The sequence below is a fragment of the Hydrogenophaga sp. IBVHS1 genome (assembly GCF_002127265.1).
In the GTDB taxonomy this organism is placed as follows: Bacteria; Pseudomonadota; Gammaproteobacteria; order Burkholderiales; family Burkholderiaceae_C; genus Hydrogenophaga.
Genome location: NZ_NFUU01000001.1, coordinates 2,708,302 through 2,731,911, shown reverse-complemented (window position 1 = coordinate 2,731,911; position 23,610 = coordinate 2,708,302). Strand labels below are relative to the sequence as shown.

26 protein-coding genes are annotated in these 23,610 nt (G+C 65.6%); 11 read left to right on the top strand and 15 right to left on the bottom strand.

Translation table 11 applies throughout. The features are described from left to right. Positions 1-41 precede the first annotated feature (41 nt). Genes CAP37_RS13200 through CAP37_RS13185 form a run of 4 tightly spaced genes read right to left on the bottom strand, consistent with a single transcriptional unit; the run spans position 42 to position 2,680 of the window. Positions 42-650, bottom strand: a complete 609-nt coding sequence (locus CAP37_RS13200; protein WP_086124586.1) for an AacA4 family aminoglycoside N(6')-acetyltransferase — start codon at positions 648-650, stop codon at positions 42-44. Next, the gene (locus CAP37_RS13195) at positions 647-901 is read right to left on the bottom strand and encodes a GNAT family N-acetyltransferase (RefSeq protein ID WP_086124585.1); all 255 of its coding nucleotides are present in this window, start codon (positions 899-901) and stop codon (positions 647-649) included. Before CAP37_RS13195 ends, CAP37_RS13200 begins: the two co-directional genes overlap by 4 nt. Continuing rightward, positions 898-1,785, bottom strand: a complete 888-nt coding sequence (locus CAP37_RS13190; protein WP_086124584.1) for an SDR family oxidoreductase — start codon at positions 1,783-1,785, stop codon at positions 898-900. Before CAP37_RS13190 ends, CAP37_RS13195 begins: the two co-directional genes overlap by 4 nt. Positions 1,786-1,822: 37 nt before the next feature. Beyond that, a complete protein-coding gene (locus CAP37_RS13185; RefSeq protein WP_179190206.1) occupies positions 1,823-2,680 on the bottom strand; it encodes an AraC family transcriptional regulator in 858 nt (285 codons plus the stop codon). Between the two features lie 113 nt (positions 2,681-2,793). Between CAP37_RS13185 and CAP37_RS13180 the strand changes: the two genes are divergently transcribed. Then, on the top strand, positions 2,794-6,279 hold the full coding sequence (locus tag CAP37_RS13180) for an amino acid adenylation domain-containing protein (RefSeq protein ID WP_086124582.1): 3,486 nt from the start codon (positions 2,794-2,796) through the stop codon (positions 6,277-6,279). Here CAP37_RS13180 and kynA read toward each other — a convergent pair. From kynA to CAP37_RS13145, 7 genes are all read right to left on the bottom strand, one after another. Next, on the bottom strand, positions 6,213-7,070 hold the full coding sequence (gene kynA, locus CAP37_RS13175) for a tryptophan 2,3-dioxygenase (protein WP_086124581.1): 858 nt from the start codon (positions 7,068-7,070) through the stop codon (positions 6,213-6,215). The genes CAP37_RS13180 and kynA overlap by 67 nt on opposite strands. Positions 7,071-7,077: 7 nt before the next feature. Then, entirely contained in the window at positions 7,078-8,358 is a 1,281-nt protein-coding gene (gene kynU, locus CAP37_RS13170; RefSeq protein ID WP_086124580.1) for a kynureninase, read from the bottom strand. A 5-nt stretch (positions 8,359-8,363) separates the two neighbouring features. Beyond that, positions 8,364-8,990 carry an arylformamidase gene (gene kynB / locus CAP37_RS13165; protein ID WP_086124579.1) on the bottom strand — a complete coding sequence of 209 codons (627 nt, stop codon included), beginning with the start codon at positions 8,988-8,990 and terminating at the stop codon, positions 8,364-8,366. Positions 8,991-9,057: 67 nt separating this feature from the next. After that, positions 9,058-9,372: a YkgJ family cysteine cluster protein gene (locus CAP37_RS13160; protein ID WP_086124578.1), complete on the bottom strand. Its 315-nt coding sequence runs from the start codon at positions 9,370-9,372 to the stop codon at positions 9,058-9,060. After that, positions 9,369-10,298, bottom strand: coding sequence for a class I SAM-dependent methyltransferase (locus tag CAP37_RS13155; RefSeq protein ID WP_086124577.1), 930 nt, complete (start codon positions 10,296-10,298; stop codon positions 9,369-9,371). The genes CAP37_RS13160 and CAP37_RS13155 overlap by 4 nt, the downstream gene beginning before the upstream one ends. Then, entirely contained in the window at positions 10,298-11,224 is a 927-nt protein-coding gene (gene argF / locus CAP37_RS13150; RefSeq protein ID WP_086124576.1) for an ornithine carbamoyltransferase, read from the bottom strand. The genes CAP37_RS13155 and argF overlap by 1 nt, the downstream gene beginning before the upstream one ends. Positions 11,225-11,234: 10 nt before the next feature. After that, positions 11,235-12,434: an aspartate aminotransferase family protein gene (locus tag CAP37_RS13145; RefSeq protein WP_086124575.1), complete on the bottom strand. Its 1,200-nt coding sequence runs from the start codon at positions 12,432-12,434 to the stop codon at positions 11,235-11,237. A gap of 279 nt (positions 12,435-12,713) precedes the next feature. On the opposite strand from CAP37_RS13145, the gene CAP37_RS13140 reads away from it, so the two are divergent. Beyond that, positions 12,714-13,034 (top strand): DUF3579 domain-containing protein, encoded by a 321-nt coding sequence (locus CAP37_RS13140; RefSeq protein ID WP_086124574.1) that lies wholly within the window; start codon positions 12,714-12,716, stop codon positions 13,032-13,034. 124 nt (positions 13,035-13,158) lie between these two features. On the opposite strand, the gene rpsT is transcribed toward CAP37_RS13140, so the two are convergent. After that, positions 13,159-13,461 (bottom strand): 30S ribosomal protein S20, encoded by a 303-nt coding sequence (rpsT, locus tag CAP37_RS13135; protein WP_086124573.1) that lies wholly within the window; start codon positions 13,459-13,461, stop codon positions 13,159-13,161. Between the two features lie 118 nt (positions 13,462-13,579). On the opposite strand from rpsT, the gene murJ reads away from it, so the two are divergent. From murJ to folK, 7 genes are all read left to right on the top strand, one after another. Further along, the gene (gene murJ, locus CAP37_RS13130) at positions 13,580-15,139 is read left to right on the top strand and encodes a murein biosynthesis integral membrane protein MurJ (RefSeq protein ID WP_086124988.1); all 1,560 of its coding nucleotides are present in this window, start codon (positions 13,580-13,582) and stop codon (positions 15,137-15,139) included. A gap of 32 nt (positions 15,140-15,171) precedes the next feature. Beyond that, positions 15,172-16,029, top strand: coding sequence for a SirB1 family protein (locus CAP37_RS13125; protein WP_086124572.1), 858 nt, complete (start codon positions 15,172-15,174; stop codon positions 16,027-16,029). A gap of 21 nt (positions 16,030-16,050) precedes the next feature. Beyond that, entirely contained in the window at positions 16,051-16,683 is a 633-nt protein-coding gene (locus CAP37_RS13120) for an NAD-dependent dehydratase (RefSeq protein WP_086124571.1), read from the top strand. Positions 16,684-16,865: 182 nt separating this feature from the next. Beyond that, entirely contained in the window at positions 16,866-17,558 is a 693-nt protein-coding gene (gene hda / locus CAP37_RS13115) for a DnaA regulatory inactivator Hda (RefSeq protein ID WP_086124570.1), read from the top strand. Further along, positions 17,555-18,223 carry an HAD family phosphatase gene (locus tag CAP37_RS13110; RefSeq protein WP_086124569.1) on the top strand — a complete coding sequence of 223 codons (669 nt, stop codon included), beginning with the start codon at positions 17,555-17,557 and terminating at the stop codon, positions 18,221-18,223. The genes hda and CAP37_RS13110 overlap by 4 nt, the downstream gene beginning before the upstream one ends. Further along, entirely contained in the window at positions 18,220-19,866 is a 1,647-nt protein-coding gene (gene pcnB / locus CAP37_RS13105) for a polynucleotide adenylyltransferase PcnB (protein ID WP_086124568.1), read from the top strand. The genes CAP37_RS13110 and pcnB overlap by 4 nt, the downstream gene beginning before the upstream one ends. Positions 19,867-19,875: 9 nt before the next feature. Next, on the top strand, positions 19,876-20,346 hold the full coding sequence (gene folK, locus CAP37_RS13100) for a 2-amino-4-hydroxy-6-hydroxymethyldihydropteridine diphosphokinase (RefSeq protein ID WP_218776869.1): 471 nt from the start codon (positions 19,876-19,878) through the stop codon (positions 20,344-20,346). A 6-nt stretch (positions 20,347-20,352) separates the two neighbouring features. On the opposite strand, the gene CAP37_RS13095 is transcribed toward folK, so the two are convergent. Next, complete coding sequence (locus tag CAP37_RS13095; protein WP_086124566.1) at positions 20,353-20,751, bottom strand: 4-oxalocrotonate tautomerase family protein; 399 nt, start codon at positions 20,749-20,751, stop codon at positions 20,353-20,355. Positions 20,752-20,870: 119 nt separating this feature from the next. On the opposite strand from CAP37_RS13095, the gene CAP37_RS13090 reads away from it, so the two are divergent. After that, on the top strand, positions 20,871-21,773 hold the full coding sequence (locus CAP37_RS13090; protein WP_256926962.1) for a LysR family transcriptional regulator: 903 nt from the start codon (positions 20,871-20,873) through the stop codon (positions 21,771-21,773). Here CAP37_RS13090 and pdxH read toward each other — a convergent pair. Both pdxH and CAP37_RS13080 read right to left on the bottom strand, forming a co-directional pair. Next, on the bottom strand, positions 21,770-22,405 hold the full coding sequence (gene pdxH, locus CAP37_RS13085; RefSeq protein ID WP_086124564.1) for a pyridoxamine 5'-phosphate oxidase: 636 nt from the start codon (positions 22,403-22,405) through the stop codon (positions 21,770-21,772). The two genes, CAP37_RS13090 and pdxH, sit on opposite strands and share 4 nt — an antisense overlap. After that, a complete protein-coding gene (locus tag CAP37_RS13080; RefSeq protein ID WP_086124563.1) occupies positions 22,402-23,046 on the bottom strand; it encodes a gamma-glutamylcyclotransferase in 645 nt (214 codons plus the stop codon). The genes pdxH and CAP37_RS13080 overlap by 4 nt, the downstream gene beginning before the upstream one ends. 50 nt (positions 23,047-23,096) lie before the next feature. On the opposite strand from CAP37_RS13080, the gene CAP37_RS13075 reads away from it, so the two are divergent. Beyond that, positions 23,097-23,609, top strand: coding sequence for an OmpA family protein (locus CAP37_RS13075; protein ID WP_086124562.1), 513 nt, complete (start codon positions 23,097-23,099; stop codon positions 23,607-23,609). Position 23,610 lies beyond the last annotated feature (1 nt).

The window sequence follows — 23,610 nt, the reverse complement described above, 5'->3', positions numbered from 1 at the left end:
TTGCCATGAATCAGCTTCGTCAACCCGCTGCAATTCAGCAGCTAGCTCCTGGCTGAGGGGTCTCGGCAGGCGGCGCGGCGTGCCAGCTCGTAGGCGTCACGGGTCTGAACCATGTACACGGCGGGGCCATCCGGTGTGGTGATGGTGCCCTTCTGAACAAAGCCCGCCTTCTCGTAGCAACGTATCGCGCGGGGATTGTCCGGGGACGGGTCTGTCTGTACCTTGGTGACGGCGGGATCGGAGAACAGATGGCTGACCAGCGCCCGCACAAGTGCAGTCCCGAGCCCTTTGTTCAAGTTCGCGGCGTTTGCGAGAGATTGGTCAATGCCTCTCACACCGGGATCGGTCTCTTCTTCCCACCAACCATCCCCGCTGCCTATGGCGATGTAGGACTGCGCGTAGCCGATCGGTTCTGTGCCGACCATCGCGATGTACGGGGTGACGCCTTCGGCGGCGAGCGCGGTCGGGCGGTAGTGTTGCCGGACTTCCTCAAGATTCGGACGTGCTTCTTCTCCGCCCCACCACTCGACGATATGTGGCCGATTGAGCCACTCGTGGAGCATCCCCAGGTCTGCCTCGGTCATCAAGCGGAGCGTGACTACAGTGCCTGTGGCGCGCGGGGCGAGCCCGTCTTTCTGCGTATCGTTCATCGCTGGCGAGAGTAGAAGAAGACATCGGCCATCCGCGGCATGCCCACCTTCTCGTAGAAGGCCACCGCGTCCGGCATGGATGCCAGCACCAGCGTCACGCTGGGGCCGAGGCCGCCACGCACAGCCTGCAGTAGCTGCTGGCCCACCCCCCGGCCCTGCGCGCTTCTGCAAACCGCCAGTTCGGCCAGATAGGCCACCCATGCCCCGTACAACGGCAAGTCTGGTTCGCGTGCGCAGACAACGGCGCTCACGGCGTCTCCAGTTCGAAGGGCGGAACCACTCGGCCATCGATGTCGGTAAAACCGTAAATCCGCGCCAGATCGCCCACGCGGACCACCTGACCGCTGCGCTCCAGCACCCGGGGATCGCTGGCCAGAGCCACGACCGCACGTCCGATGTAGCGGGGCGACTCCGTCCGGGTCAGCGCCGGCCGCTCGCGCCAGTGTGCCTCGTCGGTCTGGTGGCCCGCCAGAACGAACTCGGTGCGCATCCAGCCGGGGGACAGGGCCACCGAGGTCACCCCATGTGGTCTCAGCTCCTGCGCCATGCCGAAGGCCAGTCGCGTCATCGCGGCCTTGGCGAGGTCGTAAAACAGGTTGCCCTGCATGAAGCGGTCGCGATCCCAGAACGTCGTGGTAACGATCAGTCCGCGGCCCTGGCGCACCAGCATCGGCGCGGCCAGCCTGCTGCAGAGGAGGTGGTTGCGAACGCCGCGATCGAACATCGCATCCCAATGCACCATCGGGCGTTCCCAGAACGGCGCCTGAAACACGCCATCGAAGGACTCGTGTCCGCCCCAGGCATTGTTGACGAGGAGATCCAGGCGCCCATGTTCGCCCTGGACGCGCTTGAAGAGCGCCTCGACCTGCCCTTCATCCGTATGGTCGCAGGCGACGGCAATGCCCCGTCCACCCGCGCGCGTCACTTCTTCGGCCGTCTCGTCGATGCTGCCGGGCACACGATCCAGATTCGACAACGATTTGATCTGCTCATAGCCCGGTGCAGGCTGTTCGCGCCGACTGCGTCCGGTAACGTACACGGTGGCGCCGGCTGCGCCCAGTTCGGTCGCGCATCCACGACCAGCGCCACGGCTGGCGCCCGTTACAACGGCGATGCAATTGGAGAGGCTCTTCATGGTGATCAGTAGACGTGGATTCTGGTGACACTTGACCTTAGGTGATGCCGCCGTGTGTTGTATTGGAAGAATCCGAAACGACGCGCTGAACGAGCTGTTGCGGCGTCAGGCCGGACAAGGCGCGAAACTCGTTGATCAGGTGCGACTGGTCGTAGTACCCGGCGCACAGCGCAATCTCAGCCCATTGGGGCGTCTCGGCCGTTCGCAACAAGCGAAGCGTTCCGTGAAGGCGTTGCAGGCGGCGCCAGACGCTGGGCGCCAGGCCGATGTGTGAGGCGAACAGCTGCTGCACGCGCCGTTCGCTGAGGTTCAGCTCGCCAGCAAGTTCCCGAACCGAAATGCCGCCCATCTTGGCGCCAAGGCGTCTCGCCGCGTGCTCCACCAGCTGCCGAGATGGATCCGGGGGGCGCTGCAATGCCTGCAGCGACTGCAGGACGTGCTGAACGCGAGTGATGTCGTCGGCTGCGGCCGCCAGTTGGTCGGGTACGTCGCGATGCGCCTTGGGAACGATGTCGTCCCATGGCACGGTGAGCGCCGTCAGCTCGTTTGCCGGTACGCCGAACAGTCCCCGTGTGGCCCCGGGGTGGAGCGTGATCGATAACCCGTGCATGTGGCCACTCATCGTGAGCAACACGGGATCGGCCCGTGCCCCTGCGACATGGATGGATGCCGCGCCCCCGTGCAGAACAATGAGGAGACGAGACGCTCCGTCGGGCAGCACACGCTCGACTGTCTCGCGACCGGGCGCGAACCGCTCCTCGTAGGCGGTGACATGGTCCACCGTCGATCGCAGGAGGGCCGGCACTGCGAACTCAGTCAGCGTGCTCGCCGGGACCGTGGTCTCGGGAGCGCATGACGGATCGTCTGGCAGTCGAATGAATAGACGTTCAGGCATCGGCAGCTCAGTCACCGCGCAAAGTATGTCAGATTGCGCGGCTGCCGGATTCGTTGACTCCGGCCTGAGCCACATGAACAGCGTCCGTGCGTTAGCGCACGTTGGGCTCGCAGATGAAAGGTCAACATGCCGCACCTCAGAATCCGAAAATCAAACACCTATCTCTCCAGCAGCACAAGGAGCAACACGATGGCCCGAAAAGCCCTGACATGAAAAGTCAACTGGCCTACTGGAAAAAGCAGCTCGATGGCGTGAGCGAGCTTGATCTGCCGACCGATTCTGTGCGGCCGGCTGTGAGGTCGTGGAGGCTCGATACCGCTTCCACGCTGCTGCCGCGGGAGTTCACGAATCGACTCCAGGCCATCGCCGCACAAAATGGCGCCACGCTCTTCCACCTGCAACTCGCTGCCTGCGCCATCCTGCTGCACCGCTACTCCGGCAGCACCAACGTCGCCGTGTGCACGCCGACAGCCGTGCGCAATTGGGTGATCGTTCGCAACGATCTGTCAGGCAACCCGTCATTCGGCAAATTTCTCGGCCAGGTGCGCGACACGGCTGTGGAAGCGCAGCAAAACCAGGACCTGCCTTTCGAAGTCCTGCTGCGCGAACTGGCACCGGAGCGGGATGCGAGCCGCAACTCGCTGTTCAAGGTCGGCTTCAGCCATCAACCGTCGCTCACACCCATTCCCTCGCATTCGCCGGGGCAGACGTTCGACCTGCATTTCTCCACGGTTGAGGATGCTGAAGGCTGGCGCGCTGCATGCCACTACAGCACCGATCTTTTCTCTCGCGACTCCGCAGACCGCATGCTCGGGCATTTCAAGCGATTGCTGGAAGACATCGCGGAGCATCCTTCTGCGCCCATTGATCAGCTGGAAATTCTCACGGCAGAGGAGCAGTCCAGGCTGCTCGGCGAATGGAAAGGCGTGACCACTGCGTACCCGCAGGAGGCGACCATCGGCGAGCTTTTCCAGGAGACCGCGCGCCTCTACCCGGAACACGTGGCGCTCCGTTGCGGCGACCACTCGCTTACGTATTTCCAGCTTCATGCAGAGGCGAGCCAGCTCGCGCTGCAATTGCTCGAAGCCGGAGTCGCACCCGGGGATTTCATCGCGATCAGCTCGCGGCCTTCGCCGGAAATGATCGTCGGCTTCCTCGGCACCCTGCTGGCCGGAGGCTGCTGCGTGCCGATCGATCCCGACTATCCGGCAGACCGCTTCGCGCTGCAGCTGGAAGATTGTGGTGCGGCCATCGGCCTCGCCACGGCGGGTTGTGAGGGGTGCTACCCGCCGGGCTGGAAGGGAACCCTCATCCCGATCCCCGCAACCTGCCAGGCAACCGCTCTTGCCGAGCTGCCGCAGATATCGGTGACCCCGGAACACCCTGCGCATCTGCTGTTCACTTCGGGTTCCACCGGTCGACCAAAGGGCGTGCTGCTTCGACATCGTGGCGTGGTGCGGCTGGTCAGAAATCAGAACTTCATGGTCATCACGCCAGACGACGTTTTTCTGCAAGCCGCGCCGGCGTCGTTTGACGCGTCGCTGCTCGAGATCTGGGGCCCGCTGCTCAACGGCGGTCGTTTGGTCCTGCCCACCGATGGCCCGGGCATCGGGGCCATTGCCACGGCGGTCCGCGAACACGGCGTCACCACCCTCTGGCTTACTTCCGGCTTGTTCCAGCTCGTGATGGACGAGAGCCCGGCGTCTCTCAAGGGGCTGCGCCATCTTCTGTCGGGAGGCGACGTGCTCTCTCCTCCCCATGTGCGGCGGGCGCTGGAAACGCTGCCCGACACGCGGTTGATCAATGGCTACGGGCCCACCGAAAACACAACCTTCACCACCTGCCACACCATCACCCTGGCGGATCTCGAGAAGCCTTCAATCCCCATTGGCAAACCGATCGCCAACACCACGGTTTATCTGCTGGACGGCCGGCTCAGACCGGTGCCGGTCGGCGTTGCGGGAGAGCTTTTCGCGGGTGGCGACGGCCTCGCCATCGGGTACCACGGGGCACCCGAGCTGACGGCGGAAAAATTCATCCACCACCCCGAGTTCGGCAGGCTCTACCGCACCGGCGATTTCTGCCGCCGCACCGCCGACGGCACCATCGCGTTTCTCGGCCGTGGTGACTACCAGGTCAAGGTGCGCGGCTTCCGGATCGAACTCGGGGAAATCGAAACCCTTCTCGCCAGCCACCCGCAGGTCCGCCAGGCCAAGGTCGCCGTGCGTGGAGAAAGTGCCGAGACCAAGCGCATCCTCGCCTGGGTGATTGCCCACCAGGCCGGCAGCGTTCAAGAGATCGATCTGATCAAATTTCTCGCGGCGCGCTTGCCCGCCTTCATGCGACCCGACGCCATCGCCATCGTCGAATCGTTCCCGCTCAATGCGAACGGCAAGATTCAAGTGGCTGCCCTCCCGGATCCCGTGAGAGGCAGGTTAGAGGCGGCGGCAATGTCTGCGGCACCGCCGCTCGGAGAAACAGAAGAGCAACTGGCCGGGATCTGGCGCGAGTTGCTCGGCATGGCAGAGATCAACCGCCACGACGACTTCTTCGCGCTTGGCGGCAACTCGCTGATGGCGCTGCGGATGTTTTTCCGGATCAACCGCGAGTTCGGCAAATCGCTGCCTCTGGCAACGTTGCTCCAGCACCCCACCATCGAAAGTCTCGCCGGGGTTCTGCGCTCATCGGTCCAGGAAAACGCGGTCGAAGCGCCGCCCATTCCGGGCAAGGGCAATGTCGTCACCCTCAAGCGCGGGGGCCATGACACCCCGCTGTTTTGCATACACGGCGGTGATGGCGGGGTTCTGTATTACCGCAGCCTTGGGGCATTGATGCCGCCGGAAATTCCGCTGCATGCCATCGAGTCGCTGGAGCTTGGCCACAGCGGATCGATCGAATCCTGCAGCATCGAAGAAACGGCGGCGGGCTACATCCGTGGTCTTCGTGCCGTCCAGCCGCACGGGCCTTACCGGCTCGCCGGCTACTCGTTCGGCGGCGTGGTGGCGCTCGAGATGGCCTTCCAGTTGAGCCGGGACGGGCAGGCTGTTGAATTCGTGGGCCTCTTCGATACCCACAACCCGGCCGTGCCGGCGCGGAACTACACCATGGCGGAGCGACTGTTTGTTTTCTGGCAGCAGAACTCGGGCGTGCCCGTGTGGCGCCGGCTGAAGCGGGTGTGTGCCCGGTTGAGCGAAGGGATTCGCACCAACCGCCGGGTGAAGGCCGAGATCAAGGCCGCGCAACGAAGCGGTCCCGCAGAGCCTTACAGCGATCTGCGCCGCGTGCAGGTGCGCCAGGACAACTGGCGAGCCATGCAGGTTTACCAACCCCCGGCGTACCAGGGCCGCATCACCCTCTTCAAGGCCTCGGGCATCAGCGACAAGCTGGAGCGCCCGGCCGACTATGGGTGGTCGGGTCTTGCGAGCGGCGGGCTGGATGTTGTTCTGGTGCCCGGAGAGCACCTCACCCTTTTTGCGCCGGAGAACATTGCCACTCTCGCCCAGGCGCTGACAGACTCCCTTGTCCAGGCCGATCAAAGCTCCGTCCGCAACCGCCAGATCTCCGGAAATAGCACCACATCCAGCATCTTGCGCAGGTAGCTCACACCGCCCGTGCCTCCGGTGCCGCGCTTGAAGCCGATCACGCGTTCCACGGTGGTGACGTGACGGAAGCGCCAGAGGCGGAAGGCGTCTTCGAGGTCGGTGAGTTCTTCGCCCAGCTGGTACAGGTCCCAGTGGTCCTTGGGGTGGCGGTACACCTGCAGCCAGGCCTGTTCCACTTCGTCGCTGGCTTCGTAGGCTTGGGTCCAGTCGCGCTGGGTGTGGCTCTGCGGCACGGCCAGGCCACGGCGGGCGAGCAGGCGCAGCGCTTCGTCGTAGAGGGAAGGCGCTTCATACGCGGCCCGCACCACGGCCAGCCGTTCGGCGTTGTGCTGGTGGGGCTTGAGCATGGCGGCGTTCTTGTTGCCCATGGCGAATTCGATGCAGCGGTACTGGTGGCTCTGGAAGCCGCTGCTCTGCGCCAGGTAGGGTCGGATGGCGCTGTACTCGGGTGGGGTCATGGTGGCGAGCACGTCCCACGCGTGCACCAGCTGCTCCATGATTTTTGATACGCGCGCGAGCATCTTGAAGGCGGGTTGCAGCTCGTCGGCCGCGATGAGGCGGATGGCTGCGTGCAGCTCGTGCAGCATGAGCTTCATCCAGAGTTCGCTGGTCTGGTGCTGCACGATGAACAGCAGCTCGTCGTGCGCGGGCGAGAGCGGCTTCTGCGCGTTGAGGATGGCGTCGAGATTCAAGTAGTCGCCATAGCTCATGTCGCGGCTGAAGTCGAGTTGCGCGCCTTCCTCGTGGACGATGTCTTCGGGCTTGCTGTTGTGGGGGCAGGTGCTCATGGTCAGGTCACGTCACGGCGTGCTTGGTGTTGAACTCGGGGCGCTGCCATTCGCCGCTTTCCAGCACCTGGCGCAGGTGTTCCACGGCGGTCCACACGTCTTCAAAGCCGATGTAGAGCGGCGTGAAGCCGAAGCGCAGGATGTCCTTGTGGCGGGTGCCGTCACCGGCGCGGAAGTCGCCCACCACGCCGCGTGCGATGAGCGCTTGCACGATGGCATACGCACCTTCGTCCCGCGTGAGGCAGACCTGCGAGCCGCGTTGCGCGTGGTTCAGCGGCGTGGCCAGACCCAGGCCATGGCCCTGGCAGCGTTCGTCCACCAGGCCAATGAAGAGATCGGTGAGCGCGAGCGATTTCTTTCGCAGTGCGGCCATGCCGCCGAGTTCTTCCGACGCCAGCAGCGTGTCCACGCCGCATTCAAGTGCGGCCAGGCTGATCATGGGCTGGGTGCCGCACTGGTAGCGCGTGATGCCGGGAGCGGGGCGGTAGTCGGGTGTGAAGTCGAACGGCGTGGCGTGGCCCCACCAGCCGGCGAGCGGCTGCCAGAAGCGTTCCGCGTGGCGCGGGTTCACCCACACGAAGGCGGGCGCGCCGGGGCCGCCGTTCAGGTACTTGTAGCCACAGCCCACGGCGTAGTCGGCGCCGGCACCGGTCAGGTCCACCGGCACGGCACCGGCGCTGTGCGCCAGGTCCCACAACATTAGCGCGCCAGCGGCATGGGCGGCGGCGGTCACGGCGGGCATGTCGTGCATGGCCCCGGTGCGGTAGTTCACGTGGGTGAGCATGAGCACGGCCACATCGGCGGTCAGTGCGGCGCTGATCTCTTCGGGCTCCACCAGCACCAGTTCAAAGCCGCGTTCCTTGCAGAGTGCTTCGGCAATGTAGAGGTCGGTGGGGAAGTTGCTGCGCTCGCTCACGATGCGTTTGCTTTGCGGGCTGTCGGCAGCGGTGAGGCTCATGGCGGCCGAGAGCACCTTGAAGAGGTTCACCGAGGTGCTGTCGGTGGCCACCACGGTGCCAGCGTCGGCACCAATGAGGCGCGCGATCTTGTCGCCCACTTTGCGTGGCTGCATGAACCAGCCGTTTTTGTTCCAGCTCTGGATGAGGTCTGCGCCCCATTCGCGGGTCACTACATCGGCCACGCGGGCGGGCGCGCTGCGTGGCATGGCGCCAAGCGAGTTGCCGTCGAGGTACAGGGTGCCTTCGGGAATCAGGAACAGATCGCGCAGTGGGCGCAAAGGGTCCTGTTCGTCGAGGGCCTGGCAGTCTTGTTGTGTGGTGTTCGTCATTTTTTTCAGAGTTCTCGCAGCACGGCGCGCACGGGGCTGGCGTCGGCGGTGGTGAGTTTCAGGGGCAGGGCGATGAGTTCGTAGTCGCCTTCGGGGATGTCGTCGAGCAGCAGGTTCTCCAGCACGCGCAGTACGCGGCGGCGGATGGTCTGGTGGCTGGGCAGGGCCTTGCTGTCGGCGGGGTCAATGCTGGCGCTGTCGATGCCGATGAGCTGCACGCCGAGGTCGGCGAGTTGCTCCACGGTGTCGGCGGCGAAGGCGGGCAGGGCGTGGTCGAACTGGTCTTGCGGTTGTTGTTGGTAAACGCGCACCAGCACACGCGGTGGCAAATCTTTCAAGGCGTGTGCAAGGTGCTCAGGCTGCACCAGAGGGCCGCAGCCGATGGCGTGGATCACGCGGCAGGGGCCGATGAAAGCATTGAGCGAGACGGCGCCGATGGCCGCGCCGTCGGGGTCGTAGTGCAATGGCGCATCGGCGTGCGCTCCCACGTGGGGCGAGAGCGTGATGGCGCTGACGTTGACCGGACAACCGGGTCCGATGGTGGCGGCCCAGGTTTGCGAGTAGGCCGTGTCACCCGGAAAAACCGGTGCGCCGGCATGCACGGCAGGAGAGATGTCCCAGAGTTTTTTCATGGAGCGGTGAAGGTAGCACCGCGAAAAAAACCGTGGTGTCGGTTAATCCCAACAGGGGGCAAAAACTTCAGAACGCGCTGACCACCGGCGGCATGCCGTGGCGCTGGCGCGCGCGGGTGCAGGCGTCGCTGCCTTCTTCGAACTCGCGGCACGGCGAGGGGCGCCATTCGTAAATGCCGCAGGTGGCCTTTTGTCCCACCTTGCCGCTGAGCGCCGCGCAGCGGGGTGGCGAATGGTCGGTGCCGCGCATCCGCGCGAGGGTGTCGTTCACCTCCACCGCCAGGCCGTCGGGCACGCTGCCCCCCATGGCCTGAGTCTCGTGCACGGAGAAGTCGACGCGAAAGCAGGCGCAGCAGGCGCCGCAGGTGGTGCACGCGCTCATGCTGGTTCCCGGTTCACAGGTGGTGCGCGAAACACCAGCACCTTCAAAGCGCGCTCGGGGGACACGTCTGCAAACACCTCGGGGTTGGGCAGGCGTTGCTCGAAGATGAGTTCCGGTGCGCACTCGCGCATCTGGTCCATCAGGAAGGCCGTGCCCAGCTCCGGCGCGTTCAGGCACAGCAGCAGGCGGCCATCGGGCCGCAGCAACTCGGGCAGACGGCGCATGAGGCGGGCGTAGTCTTTGGTGGCCACAAAGCTGCCCTTCTGGAAGCTCGGCGGGTCGACGATGACAATGCCATACGGCCCACCGCGCGTGATGCGGCCCCAGGTCTTGAAGATGTCGTGGTTCAGAAAACTCGCGCCGGCCGTGAGGCCGTTGAGCGGATGGTTCTGCTGGCCCAGCGCCATGGCGCCACCGCTCATGTCCACGTTCACCACCTGCTTCGCGCCACCCAGCAGCGCCACCACCGAAAACGCGCAGGTGTAGGCAAACAGGTTCAGCACCTTCTGGCCGTCGGCGTGCTCGCGCACCCACTGCCGCCCTTCGGCCATGTCGAGAAACAGGCCGTGGTTCTGGCCCTTCTGCAGGTGCACCAGGTAGCGCGCGCCGCGCTCGGTCACCACATGGGGCTCAGGCACAACGCCTGCCATCAGCCGCGTCGTGGGCTGGCTTTCGTGCCGGCACTGGAACACCCAGTTCAGCGGCTCGCCGGGTGCAATCTGCGCCCATCGCTCGGTCAGCGCGTGGTGAATGGTGGCGAGCGTGTCGTCGGCCACCGGCTGAAAACTGGTGAAAAGCCACACGGGCGGGAACGCGTCGAGCGACCACGCTTCGCAGCCTGGGTGGAGCCCACCCCGGCCGTGAAAGACGCGCCGGGCATCGCTCGACGGTTCGATGCGCGCGATGGCGTCGAGCAGGGCCTGCATCAAGCCAGACGGCCGAGCAGCAGGTATTCCATAAGCGCCTTCTGTGCGTGCATGCGGTTCTCGGCCTCGTCCCACACCACGGATTGCGGCCCGTCGATCACTTCGGCGCTCACCTCTTCGCCACGGTGCGCGGGCAGGCAATGCATGAAGAGCGCGTCAGCCTTGGCCGCACGCATCATGTTCTCGTCCACGCACCACTGGGCAAAGGCCTTGCGACGCGCTTCGTTCTCGGCCTCGAAGCCCATGCTGGTCCACACATCGGTGGTCACCAGGTCGGCGCCAGCGCAGGCTTCGCGCGGGTCCTTGAAGACCTTGTAGCAGCCACGGTCCTTCACGCCGGCGAGCACCGGGTCCACCTCGTAGCCGCCGGGTGTGCTCACGTGCACGGTGAAGCCCAGCAGCTCGGCGGCCTGCAGCCACGTGTTGGCCATGTTGTTGCCGTCACCCACCCAGGCCACCACTTTGCCTTTGATGGAGCCACGGTGCTCGATGAAGGTGAAGATGTCGGCCAGGATCTGGCAGGGATGAAACTCGTTGGTGAGGCCGTTGATGACCGGCACGCGCGAGTGCGCCGCAAACGATTCGATCTTGCTCTGCTCGTAGGTGCGGATCATCACCAGGTCGACCATGCGGCTGATCACGCGCGCGCTGTCTTCGATGGGCTCGGCACGGCCCAGCTGGCTGTCGCCGGTGGTGAGGTGCACCACCGAGCCGCCCATCTGGTACATGCCGGCTTCAAAGCTCACTCGGGTGCGCGTGCTGGCCTTCTCGAAGATCATGGCCAGCGTGCGGTCGGGGTCGGCGAAGGGCTGGTATTTCTCCACCGCCTTGAACTTGCGCTTGATGAAGGCGGCGCGCTCGAACACATAGGCGCATTCGCTGGCGTCGAGGTCCTTGAACTGCAGGTAGTGCTTGATCGAACTCATGGCGTGGGCGTCATTCGGCCAGGAAGGCGTGGATCAGCGGCATCAGGATGCCCGCCACCTCGTCGGCCTCGGACGTGGTCAGAATCAGTGGCGGCACGAGGCGGATCACACTGTCGGCCGTGACCGAGAGCAGCAGGCCGGCGTCTGCCGCTCGCTGCGTGAGCACGCCGCAGGGCTTGGTGAGCTCGATGCCGATCATCAGGCCCTGGCCGCGAATTTCTTTCACGCCTGCCTTGCCTGCCAGGCCTTTCTCGAGCGCGGCGCGCAGGTGCTCGCCCACGCGCGCGGCGTTCTCCAGCAGGCCGTCTTCTTCCATGATGCGGATGGTTTCCACCCCCGCGCGCATGGCCAGCGGATTGCCGCCAAAGGTGGTGCCGTGGTTGCCGGGCTGGAAGATGTTGGCGGCCTTGGGGCCGGCCACCACCGCGCCAATCGGCACGCCCGAGCCCAGGCCTTTGGCCAGGGGCATCACGTCGGGCACGATGCCGGCCCACTGGTGCGCGAACCACTTGCCGGTGCGACCCATGCCGCACTGCACTTCGTCGATCATCAGCAGCCAGTCGTTGGCGTCGCACAGGGCGCGCACGTCTTTCAGGTACTGCGAGCGCATCGGGTTGATGCCGCCTTCGCCCTGAATGGTCTCGAAGAACACAGCCACCACGTTGGGGTTGCCGGCGGTGGCCTTCTTGAGCGATTCCACATCGTTCAGCGGTACGCGGATGAAGCCTTCCACCAGCGGCCCGAAGCCGGCCTGCACCTTGGGGTTGCCGGTGGCCGACAGCGTGGCGATGGAGCGGCCGTGGAAGGCCTTTTCATACACCACGATTTCCGGGCGTTCGATGCCCTTGTCGTGCCCGTACTTGCGCGCCAGCTTCAGGGCAGCTTCGTTGGCCTCCAGGCCGGTGCTGCAGAAAAACACATTCGTCATGCCCGAGCGCTCCACCAGCATCTGGGCCAGCACTTCCTGGTTGGGCACGTGGTAATAGTTGCTGGAATGGATCAGCTTGGCGATCTGGTCCTGCAGGGCAGGCACCAGTTTGGGGTGGCCATGGCCCAGGGTGTTGACCGCAATGCCGCCCAGCGCGTCCAGGTATTCCTTGCCGTTCGTGTCCCAGAGGCGGCAGCCACGGCCATGCGACATCGCGATCGGCAGGCGGCCGTAGGTGTTCATCACGTGGGGCGAGGCGACGGGATTCAGGGCGGCGTTCATGCGGAGACTCCGGTGGGAAAACGGCTTGGTTGCCAGAAAAAGAAGCGGCCCAACGCAGGTTGAGCCGTCGAAGCGCGATTTTAGGGGCAGCGCCGGGCATCATCATTGCTTGTTGGGCATCGCTGCCATGCCGGCGGCTCGCCGTGCCAGGGGGCGGGTAATCCCTGAGCTTGAGTCTTATATAAGATAGAATACCTCCCGGCTACCGGCGCGCGAGCGATCCTCATTCGCTGGTGGTTTTCTCCCCTGCAGGCCCTCCATCCGAAGGCTTCTCCCCCGATGGTTTCACCCACAGCCAAACAAGTTTTCATTCAAGGCATCACCCAGGATGGACGCACGTTTCGCCCGAGCGACTGGGCCGAGCGCCTGGCTGGTGTGATGAGCCCGTTTCGCCCCGGCGGCGCCACGCCCGGCAGCCATCTGAGCTATTCCCCCTGGTGCGTGCCCAACACCATCAACGGCATCAAGTGCGTGGTGGTGCATGTGGACCTGAAGGAAGCCGAACCCATGGCGTGGGATTTCGTCATGCACTTCGCACGGGACAACCGCCTCCAGGTGGCAGAAGCCTGCCTCCTTCCCGATACCCCGCCCATGCCCTGAAGAAGGGCTGGACGCAAAAAAGCCGTCTTGCGACGGCTTTTTTGCTTTTGCTGGCAGCGCACCCGTTTCAAACGGCGGGCGTTTCGGCCCGGGCTGGTGGCCTGAACAAGTCAGGCCGGGGGTGTCAGGCGGCAGCGGCTGCTGCGATGCCCTTGACCTTGGCCGACAGGCGGCTCTTGTCGCGTGCGGCCTTGTTCTTGTGGAAGATGCCCTTGTCGGACACGATATCCACGACCTGCTGCATCTTGGCAAACAGTTCGGTGGCCTTGGCCTTGTCACCGGTCAGAACGGCTTTTTCAACGTTCTTGACGGCGGTGCGGTATTTGGAGCGCAGCGAGGTATTGGCTGCATTGAGCTTGACGTCCTGGCGGGCGCGTTTGCGGCCAGACGCCAGGCGGGGGTTCTTTTTCTTCGGCTTGGTTGCCATGGTGAAGTTCCTTCAGATGTTTGGGGATGATGCCAGCAAAGCCCGCGATTTTAGCACGGGCGCGGGTTCGGGCAATGCTGGCCGTCAGGGCACAGGGCCGGGTCGTTACACTCGCGCCGTGACCCTGTTCAAGTCCGCCTCCCTCGTCTCCCTGCTGACGCTCGCCTCGCGCATCACGGGCCTGGTGCGCGAACTGCTGATGGCGGCCACGTTTGGCGCCAGCGCGCTCACCGACGCCTTTAACGTCGCTTTCCGCATTCCCAATCTGCTGCGCCGGCTGTTCGCCGAGGGCGCTTTCAGCCAGGCTTTTGTGCCAGTGCTGGCCGGCGCGCGAGAAAAAGACGGCGATGAGGCCACACGCCACATGGTTAATCAGATCGCCACGGTGCTGGCCTGGGCGCTCATGGTCACCAGTGTGCTGGGTGTGCTGGGCGCGCCGGTGCTGGTTTGGGCCATGGCCAGCGGCCTGGACGACCAGGGCTTCGACGCCGCGGTGTTCATGACCCGCTGGATGTTCCCCTACATCGCGTTCATGTCATTCGTGGCGCTCTCGGCCGGCATTCTCAACACCTGGAAGCGCTTTGCCGTGCCCGCCGCCACACCGGTGCTGCTCAATGTGGCCATGATCGCCGCCGCCGCCTGGGGCGCGCCGTGGTTCGGATCGATCGGCATCGAACCCATCTTTGCCATGGCCGGCGGCGTGCTGCTCGGCGGCGCCCTGCAGCTCGGCGTCCAGATTCCGGCGCTGCGCAGTCTGGGCCTGCTGCCGCGCGTGAGCCTGCGCTGGTCGGGCCTGAAGGCGGCCTGGAGCCACCCCGGCACCCGGCGGGTGACCACCCTGATGCTGCCCGCCCTGCTGGGCGTGAGCGTGGCGCAGATTTCGCTGCTGATCAACACGCAGATTGCCTCGCACCTGGCGGTGGGGAGTGTGAGCTGGCTCACCTACGCCGACCGCCTCATGGAGTTCCCCACCGCCTTGCTGGGCGTGGCGCTGGGCGTGGTGCTGCTGCCGCAACTGGCGGCGGCCAAGGCGGCGGACGACACCGAGCGCTATAGCGGCCTGCTGGATTGGGGCCTGCGCCTGGTGGTGCTGCTGGCCGTGCCCTGCGCCGTAGCGCTGCTCACGTTTGCCCAACCGCTGGTGGCGGTGCTTTACGACTACGGCGCCTTCACCGACGCCGACGTACAGCGCACCGCCGCCGCGCTCATGGGCTACGGTGCCGGCCTCATCGGCCTGATTGCCATCAAGGTGCTGGCGCCCGGGTTCTATGCCCGGCAGGACATCCGAACGCCCGTGAAGATCGCCATCCTGGTGCTGGTGCTCACACAAATACTGAACGTGCTGCTGGTGCCTCGCCTGGCACACGCCGGGCTGGCCCTGGCCATCGGCATCGGAGCCATCGTCAACGCGTTGCTGCTGCTGGCGGGGCTCCTGCGGCGGGGCGCCTACAAACCATCGCCCGGATGGCCGCGTTTCGCCTTGCAGGTGGTGGCGGCCAGCGCCCTGCTTGCCGTGTTCCTGATGTGGGTGGCAACCAGCGTGAACTGGCTCGGTTTTGAAGGCCAGGCCCTGCGCCGGGTGAGCCTGCTGACGCTCAGCATCTTTGGCGCGGTGTTGGTCTATTTCCTCACCCTGCTGATGTCGGGTTTGAACTTGCGCCAGTTCCTCAGAAAATGACGTAACCTGCGGCTTTCGCGCGACCGCCCACCATGTCTTACCCCTACGACATTCCCGAGGCCAGCCCGCTTGGCTACTTCGCCGCTCTGGTAGGGGACGACGAAGCCTTGCCGTTGTTCGAGGCCGCCACCTCCATCGCGCAGGACGAGTACCCCGATCTGGACGTGCAGCAGGTGCTGGGCGATGTGGACCAGATGCTCGCGCGCATTCGCCGCCGCTGCGCTGCCGACGCCGGCCCTCTGCAGCGGTTGCGCAGCCTCAACCAGTTTTTCTTCCGGGACATGGGTTTTGGCGGCAACGTCAACAACTACTACGACCCCGACAACAGCTACCTGAACGCGGTGCTGCGCACTCGCCGGGGCATTCCGATCTCGCTGGCGGTGCTGTGGCTCGAACTGGCGCATGGCCTGGGCCTGAAGGCGCGGGGCGTCAACTTTCCTGGACACTTCATGGTCAAGGTCAACCTGCCCAACGGGCAGGTGGTGATCGACCCGTTCACCGGCCAGTCGCTCAGCCGCGAAGACCTGTCGGAACGGCTGGAGCCCTACAAGCGCCGCAACGGTCTGGTGGACGATTTTGATGTGCCGGTGGGTCTCTACCTTCAGGCCGCCACGCCGCGTGAGATCCTGGCGCGGCTGCTGCGCAACCTGAAGGAAATTCACCGCACGCAAGAAGACTGGCTGCGCCTGATTGCGGTGCTCGACCGCCTGGTCATCCTGCTGCCCGAAGCCTGGTCCGAGTACCGCGACCGGGGACTGGCCTGGGCCGAAATGGGCGAGCTCCGACTGGCTGTGACCGACCTCGAAACCTATGTGGCACACGCGGACGACACCCTGGACCGCGAGGCCACCGTGCAACGCCTGCAGGCGTTGCGCAAGGCCATGAACTGAGGCGTCCCCGTCTCACCCCCCATGAAACGAATCTTGCTGGTGGGCGCCACCGGACTGGTGGGCAGTCATGTCCTGCGACAGGCACTGGCCGACCCGGGGGTGGCACAGGTTGTGGCACCCACGCGCAAATCGCTGGTGCCGCACCCGAAGTTGCTCAATCCCGTCGTCGATTTCAACCAGCTGCCGCAGGACGCTGAATGGTGGCGGGCGGACGCGGTGGTGTGCACGCTGGGCACCACCATCCGCGTGGCCGGTTCGCAGGCCGCCTTCTACAAGGTGGACCACGACCACCCCCTGGAAGTGGCCTACCTGGCCCGCCGCCACGGCGCCCGCGCCTTCGCCCTCAATTCCGCCCTCGGCGCCGACACCGCGTCGCGGGTGTTCTATTCGCGCACCAAGGGCGAAACCGAGCGCGATCTGCAGGCGGTGGGCTACCCCTCGCTCACCCTGGTGCGCCCGGGCCTGATCGGTGGTGTTCGGCAGGAAAGCCGGCCGGCCGAGCAGCTGGCGGTTCGACTTTCCCAATGGGTGCAGCCCTTGCTGCCCCGGCGCTACCGTGTGGTGCCTGCCGACCGCATCGCTCACCACCTGCTGCAGGCAGCGCTGGCGGGCGCGCCGGGCGTGCATGTGCTGCCGTCGGAAGCCTTGCTCTGAACCCTGAGGGCTTTGGACTACCCTGGGGGGTGGCACCGATAGAATTCGACCCTGGCACCGCGGAAGTGCAATCCCCGTGCCGATGCACCACCCAGCCCCATGTCACCGACTTTTTCAACGACCTTTGACTTGCCACGAGCCACCTTTGCCATGGTGCTTTCATGAGCACCGGGCCGGCTCCCATGAAACAGATGGCGCTGGACATCGGGCTGACGTCCGTTCCCCTGCTGTCGAACTTTGTCCCGGCCGGCAACGAGGCCGCACTGGAGCACCTGCTGCTCTGGACCAGCAACCCCACCCGTTCCCCCGTGCCCACCTTTCTGTGGGGCGAGAGTGGTTGCGGCAAGACGCACCTGCTGCGCGCCACCCGTGAGGCGCTGCGCGAGCAGGGCGGTCGCGTGGGCTGGATGGACGCTGGCACGCTCGACCCGAGCGAGTTCGACGACCAGTGGGATGCGGTCCTGCTGGACGACTGCCATCTCTACACCGCCACCCAGCAGGCTGCCGCGTTCAACTGGTTCGTCAATGCCCAGAACCCGGCCATTGGGCCTTCGCGCTGGGTGCTGGCTGCCGCCTCCTGCCCGCCGGCCGACTTGCGGCTGCGTGAAGACCTGCGCACCCGCCTGGGCTGGGGCCACGTGTTCCAGGTGCACGCGCTCGGCGAGGCCGAGCGCCGGGCCGTGCTGCGGCGCGCCGCCGACGAGCGCGGCGTTTTTCTGGGCGACGACGTCATGGACTTCATGCTGAGCCGCTTTTCGCGCGACCTCTCCAGCCTCATGCAGCTGCTCGACCAGCTCGACGCCTACGCCCTGCGCACCCAGCGCGCCATCACCATCCCGCTGCTGCGCTCGATGCTGGAAAACGATCCCTCATGAGACTGGCGCTTTTCGACCTCGACCACACGCTGATTCCTCTCGATTCCGACCACGCCTGGGGCCAGTTCACCGTGGAACTCGGCTGGCGCGATGCCGTCAGCTTCTCCGAGGCCAACGACGGCTTCTACAACGACTACAAAGCCGGCACGCTCGACATCCACCGCTACGTGCGATTCGCCATCGAGGCCGTGCGTGAACATGGGCGCGCAGAGTCGGCCCGTGCCCACGAACGCTTCATGCAGCAGGTGATCCGACCGGCCATGACCGAGGCCGCCATCGAGCTGGTGCGAGGGCATCAGGCCGCCGGCGACCAGGTGGTCATCGTCACCGCCACCAACGAATTCGTCACCCGCCCGATCGCTCAGGCCTTCGGGGTGGACGAACTCATTGCCATCGAGCTGCAGACCGATGAACGCGGCGAGCCGACCGGTGAGATCCGGGGCGTGCCATCGTTTCGGGAGGGGAAGGTCGCGCGTGTGGAACAATGGCTGGCTGCGCGCGGGCTGGAATGGTCGGACGTGCAACACAGCACCTTCTACAGCGACTCCATGAACGACCTGCCGCTGCTGGAAAAAGTGCACGAGCCCGTGGTCACCCAACCGGATGCCCGGCTGCGCGCCTTGGCCCTGGAACGGGGCTGGCGCATATTGAACCTATTCGAATGATCAAAAAATTCATCAACAGGCTGCTGGGCAAGGGCGACGCCAGCAGCACAAGCCGTGCGAACCCGTTTGGCAAGCGTGAAGACGTGCCGGCCACCGTGCACGGCATCGACCGCTCCCTGGTCGACCAGCGTGCCCTCGATGTGGTGCACACACTCAAGCAGGCCGGCTTCGACGCCTACCTCGTGGGTGGCGCCGTGCGCGACCTGCTGCTTGGCCTGCGGCCGAAAGATTTCGATGTCGCCACCAGCGCCACGCCCGAGCAGGTCAAGGGCCTGTTCCGCCGGGCCTTCATCATCGGCCGGCGCTTCCGCATCGTGCACGTGGTCTACGGGCGCGGACGCGAACACGAGGTGATCGAGGTCTCCACCTTCCGCGCCTACATGGACAACGCCGCCGCCGAGCAGGTGGCTGGCAACGAGCGCACCAGCAAGGGCGAACTCGCCGGCATGAAGCACGCGGTGGACGCGAGCGGGCGCGTGCTGCGCGACAACGTCTGGGGTCCGATCGAGCAGGACGCGGCGCGTAGGGATTTCAGCATCAACGCCATGTACTACGACCCGGAAACCCAGACCGTGGTCGATTTTCACCATGGCATCCGCGACGCGAAGAAGCGCACGCTGCGCATGATCGGCGATGCCGCCACCCGTTACCGCGAAGACCCGGTGCGCATCATCCGCGCGGTGCGCTTCGGCGCCAAGCTCAGCCACCTGGGCTTCACCTTCGACCCCAAGACGCTGGCGCCACTGGCGTCTTCGCGCACGCTGCTGGCTGACGTGCCGCAGAGCCGCCTGTTCGATGAAATGCTCAAGCTGCTGCAGACCGGCCATGCGCTGGCCAGCATTGAACAGCTCAAGGCCGTGGGCCTGGGCACCGGCATCTACCCCCTGCTCGACGTGGTGGTGGAGCGCGCGGATGACGAATTCGTGAAGCTGGCACTGCAGGACACCGACCGCCGCGTGGGCGAAAGCAAGCCGGTGGCACCCAGTTTCCTGCTGGCCTGCGTGCTCTGGGCCGATGTGCGCAAGGGCTGGACCCAGCGCCTGCAGCCGCGCCCGGGCCAGCGTGCTCCTGCTCCCATTTCGGCCCTGCAGGACGCGGTGGACGACGCTTTCGACGCGCGCGTGGGCGATGTGTCGGGCCGGGGCAAGCTGGGCGCCGACATGCGCGAGATCTGGATGATGCAACCGCGCTTTGACAAGCGCGTGGGCACCTCACCCTTCAGCCTGGCCGACCAGCCACGGTTCCGGGCCGGCTTCGATTTCCTTCGCCTGCGCGCCCAGGTGGGTGAGGTGGAAGAAGAACTCTCCCACTGGTGGGAAACCTTCAGCACCGCCAGCGACGCCATGCGCGAAGACATGGTGGACGCGCAACGGCGTGAGAACCTGGCCAAGCCGGGCGCCAGCAAGGCGCGTCGCGTCAAGCGCACCGACGAGGATCACCCGTCCAACGAGCCAGCGGCCGATCCGCGATTTCGCACCGCCGACGACGAGGGCGACGAGCCCGAGTCGACGGGTGACGATGCTGCAGACGTCGTGCCCTCCGACGGTGCTGCGCCGGCGAAGAAGCGCCGCCGTCGCCGCCGCAAGCCTTCGGGCGCGGGGCGTGCCGAGGGTGGCACCGGCGAGGCCGGTCCCACCGACTGAAGCGTCGTGTTGCGAGCCGAGGTCACGGCCTTCATTGCCCTCGGCGCCAACCTCGGTGAGCCGGCGCAGACCTTGCGCGACGCACTGACATCGCTGGACGCCGCTCCCGGCGTTCGGGTGCTGAAAGCCTCCAGCCTCTACCGCACGGCACCCATCGATTCCAGCGGGCCCGACTACATCAACGCCGTGGCGGAGATCGCCACGACCCTCAGCGCACCCGCTCTGCTGGATACGTTGCAGGCCATCGAGCAGCGTGCCGGTCGTGAGCGACCCTACCGCAACGCTCCGCGCACGCTGGACCTCGATCTGCTGCGGTACGGAGCAGGGCGCATTCACTCACCGCGCCTGAGCGTGCCCCATCCACGAATGTGGGAGCGCGCCTTCGTGGTGGTGCCGCTGGCCGAGATCGCAAGCTCGCTGGTGAGCGCGGCGCAATTGCAGGCCGTGGCGGATCAGCGCGTGCTGCGAATTCCAGGGTGATGCCTCTCATTGGTCAGGATGCTGATGGCGGGACTCCTGGGTCCGCCCGCCGAAGCCGTAGGCGGTGGCCCGCACGTCCTGCACATAGACGTAGCTCTCGTGGTGCAGGTCGCCCAGCAGCTGGGCGAAGGCCGCGAACGCCTCCTTCACATAGGCCGCCTTCTCGGCCTTCGTGTTGGTCTCGTCCACCACCTTGACGTCGAAGTAGAAGCTCGCCTTCTTCAGCTCGTCGAGTGACTGGCCACCGACGAACCAGTCCCGGGGGTCGACATAGTCAATGGTCACGGCGGTCAGGTCGCGGCGTTTGCCCAGCACACGGCTGGTGAGTTCGAGCAGGGTTTCGGTGATGTGCGCGGACAATTCCGGCGTGCGTTGGGCCGAGACTTTGACGTTGAGAATGGGCATGGCTGATTTCCTTTCGTGGTTGAGTGCCTTCACTTTAGAAAATGCGTTGCGGCGGGGAAATCCTTGCGCGCCATAATTGGTTTTGCTTCAAGCGCAAAGGCGATCGAATGAAAAACTTCATGCCGGACCCTTCCGATCTGCGCTGGCTGGTTCGCTCGCTGGACCTGGGCTCGTTCTCTGCCGCCGCTCGTGAGCTGGACGTGGCGGTGTCGGTCGTGACGCGTGGCGTGGATCGTCTGGAAGCCGGCTATGGCGTCACGCTGATGCGCCGCTCGACGCATGGCTTGTCGGCCACCCCTGAAGGCGCCGAGCTGGCGCAGGAAGCGCGTGAGCTGCTGGAACGCTTCGACGACATTTCGTCTGCGCTGTCCCGGCAGAAGAACCGTGTCGCGGGTGTCGTTCGAATCGCCTCGAGCCAGGAAATCTGCGAACAGCTGATCGTGCCGGAGCTGACCCGGCTGCGCACCCTCCACCCTGCGTTGCGCGTCGAGCTGGTGGCTGAAGACCGCGTAGCCGATCTGGTGACGGATGGTATCGATGTGGCGCTTCGAACGACCGTGGGCAACAGCGAATCGGTGGTGGCCCGGGAGTTGGGCTCGTTCCAGCGCCGCCTGTACGCCGCGCCGGCGTACCTGCATCTGCACGGCATGCCCGAGAACCCTCAGGAGCTGCCTCTGCATCAGATCGTCACCCACACGTCCCAGGGGCCCGCGGTGACCTGGGCCTTTCGCAAGGCTGGACGGAAGATGGACGTGACCGTGCGGCCGTACCTTGCTGCCAGCACGTCGGCGCTGGTGCACCACGCGCTGGTGGCCGGAACTGGTATCGGCATGTTGTCGTGTCCGCTGGCGGCGGCAGACGTGGCCAGTGGGCGGCTCGTGGAGGTGCTGGCGCCGTTCGCTTCAGGCGTGCCTTACACGATGTACGCGGTCTCGCTGCCCGGAAGACGTGGCGCTGCGCGTGTGCGGGCCGTGGTTGATTTCCTGCGGGACACCGCTCGCAGGCAGTGGGGGTTGACTTAGGGCGCGAGCCGCTCGCGCAGCCAGCCGCCTTCTGCTTGTGCGGTGTAGCGCAGCCGGTCGTGCAGACGGCTTTTGCGACCCTGCCAGAACTGCCATTGCTCGGGCTTGAGGCGGTATCCGCCCCAGTGCGGGGGGCGTGGCGGGCGCAGCAGGAACTGCGCGCCGTATTTCGCGGCGTTGGCCACCAGCACCGAGCGCCCTTCGATCACTTCGCTCTGCGGGCTGGCCCAGGCGCCGATGCGGCTGTCGAGCGGGCGGCTGTGGAAGTAGGCGTCGCTTTCCTCGTCGCTCACCTTCTCCACCACCCCCTCGATGCGCACCACGCGTTCGAGCTCGACCCAGTGGAACTGCAACGCTGCAAACGGGTTGCCGGCAAGCTCCTGGCCTTTGCGGCTGTGGTAATTGGTGTACCAGACGATGCCGCGCTCATCCAGGCCCTTGATCAGCACCACGCGCGTGCTCGGTCGCAAGTCGGAACCCACGGTGGCCAGGGTCATGGCGTTGGGTTCGGGTACTTCGCTGCTGATGGCCTCCTGAAGCCATTGGTCGAATTGCTTCATCGGATCAGGGTGCGAAGCCGACTCGCTGAGTTCGGCTTTCTCGTAGCTCTTGCGCAGGTCGGCGATGTTCATGGGCTCAGTATAGGAGGGGCATCGGTGTCGGCAAGTCGCAGCAGCTTCTCCAGCGCGTGATCGTGGATGCCGTGGCGCAGCAGGCCCTCGAAGGTCTGGCGTGCGTAGTCGAGCGTGGTGCCGTAGCGGCCGCACGAAGTGGAAAAAATCTCGCGGTAGCGCTCGTCGCTCAGTGTGCCGGTGTGGCTGGGGCTGTGGCGCGAGAGCGTGAACGCCAGTGCACTCACCGGGCCCTGCGGGGTCTGGCACTTCAGCCAGCGCGGGTCGTAAACCGGGTTCGGCATCTCGCGCGCCCACAGCACCGGCATGAGCGCTTCCACCTGTTCGTGCGGCACACGAAGCGCCAGGCCGGCACAGCTGCCGCCCGCCATGAGCGCGAACACCAGGCCGGGGCACTCGTAGGTGCCGCGGTTGACGCGGCTCCACATTTCCAGGCAGCGGTGGTAGCCCTGCACGCGAGCCGGGCGCTGTTCGGCGGCTTCAAACTCGGGGCGCCACACCAGCGAGGCATAGGCGAACACCCACAGATCGGGGCGCGGCCCCTGCGCGCGCCATTGCGCCAGCGTATCGGCCATCATGAGCGCGCCGTCGCGCAGTGCGGGATCGCGTGGCGGTGTCTTCAAGGTGTCGCGAGGGGGCATTTACAATCGTCGGCTGTTTCCCGCCCATTATTCTTCACGGAGTGCTTCCCATGTCTTCTCAGGACGACGAACCCGAGTTTCGCGTTATGGCCTTCGTGCTGATGGTCGCCGTCGTGCTGGCCATTGGCCTTGCGGTGGCCTTCGGCATCCAGAAGTCTCGCGGGACCGGTTCGCCCAGCGTGGCAGCCATCGCGCCAGCCACTACAGCTGCCGTGGCCGCACCGGTGGGGGACGATGCGAGCGTGGTGGTGGAGAACGGCGTGGTCAAGTTCTACTTTGCTTCCGGCAAGGCCGATCTTGCGCCCGGCGCGCTGGACGCGCTGGCCGACGCCATTCGGGCGGCGAAGTCGGGCAAGCGTCTGACGCTGTCGGGCTTCCACGACGCCACTGGCGACCCGGCATTCAACGCCGAACTGGCCAAGCAGCGCGCCATGGTCGTGCGCGATGCCCTGGTGGGTGCGGGTGTGGCGGAAACCGCCATGGAACTGCGCAAGCCAGAGCAGACCACCGGCACAGGCGCCAACGCCGAGGCGCGCCGCGTCGAGGTGATGATCGCGCCCTGAA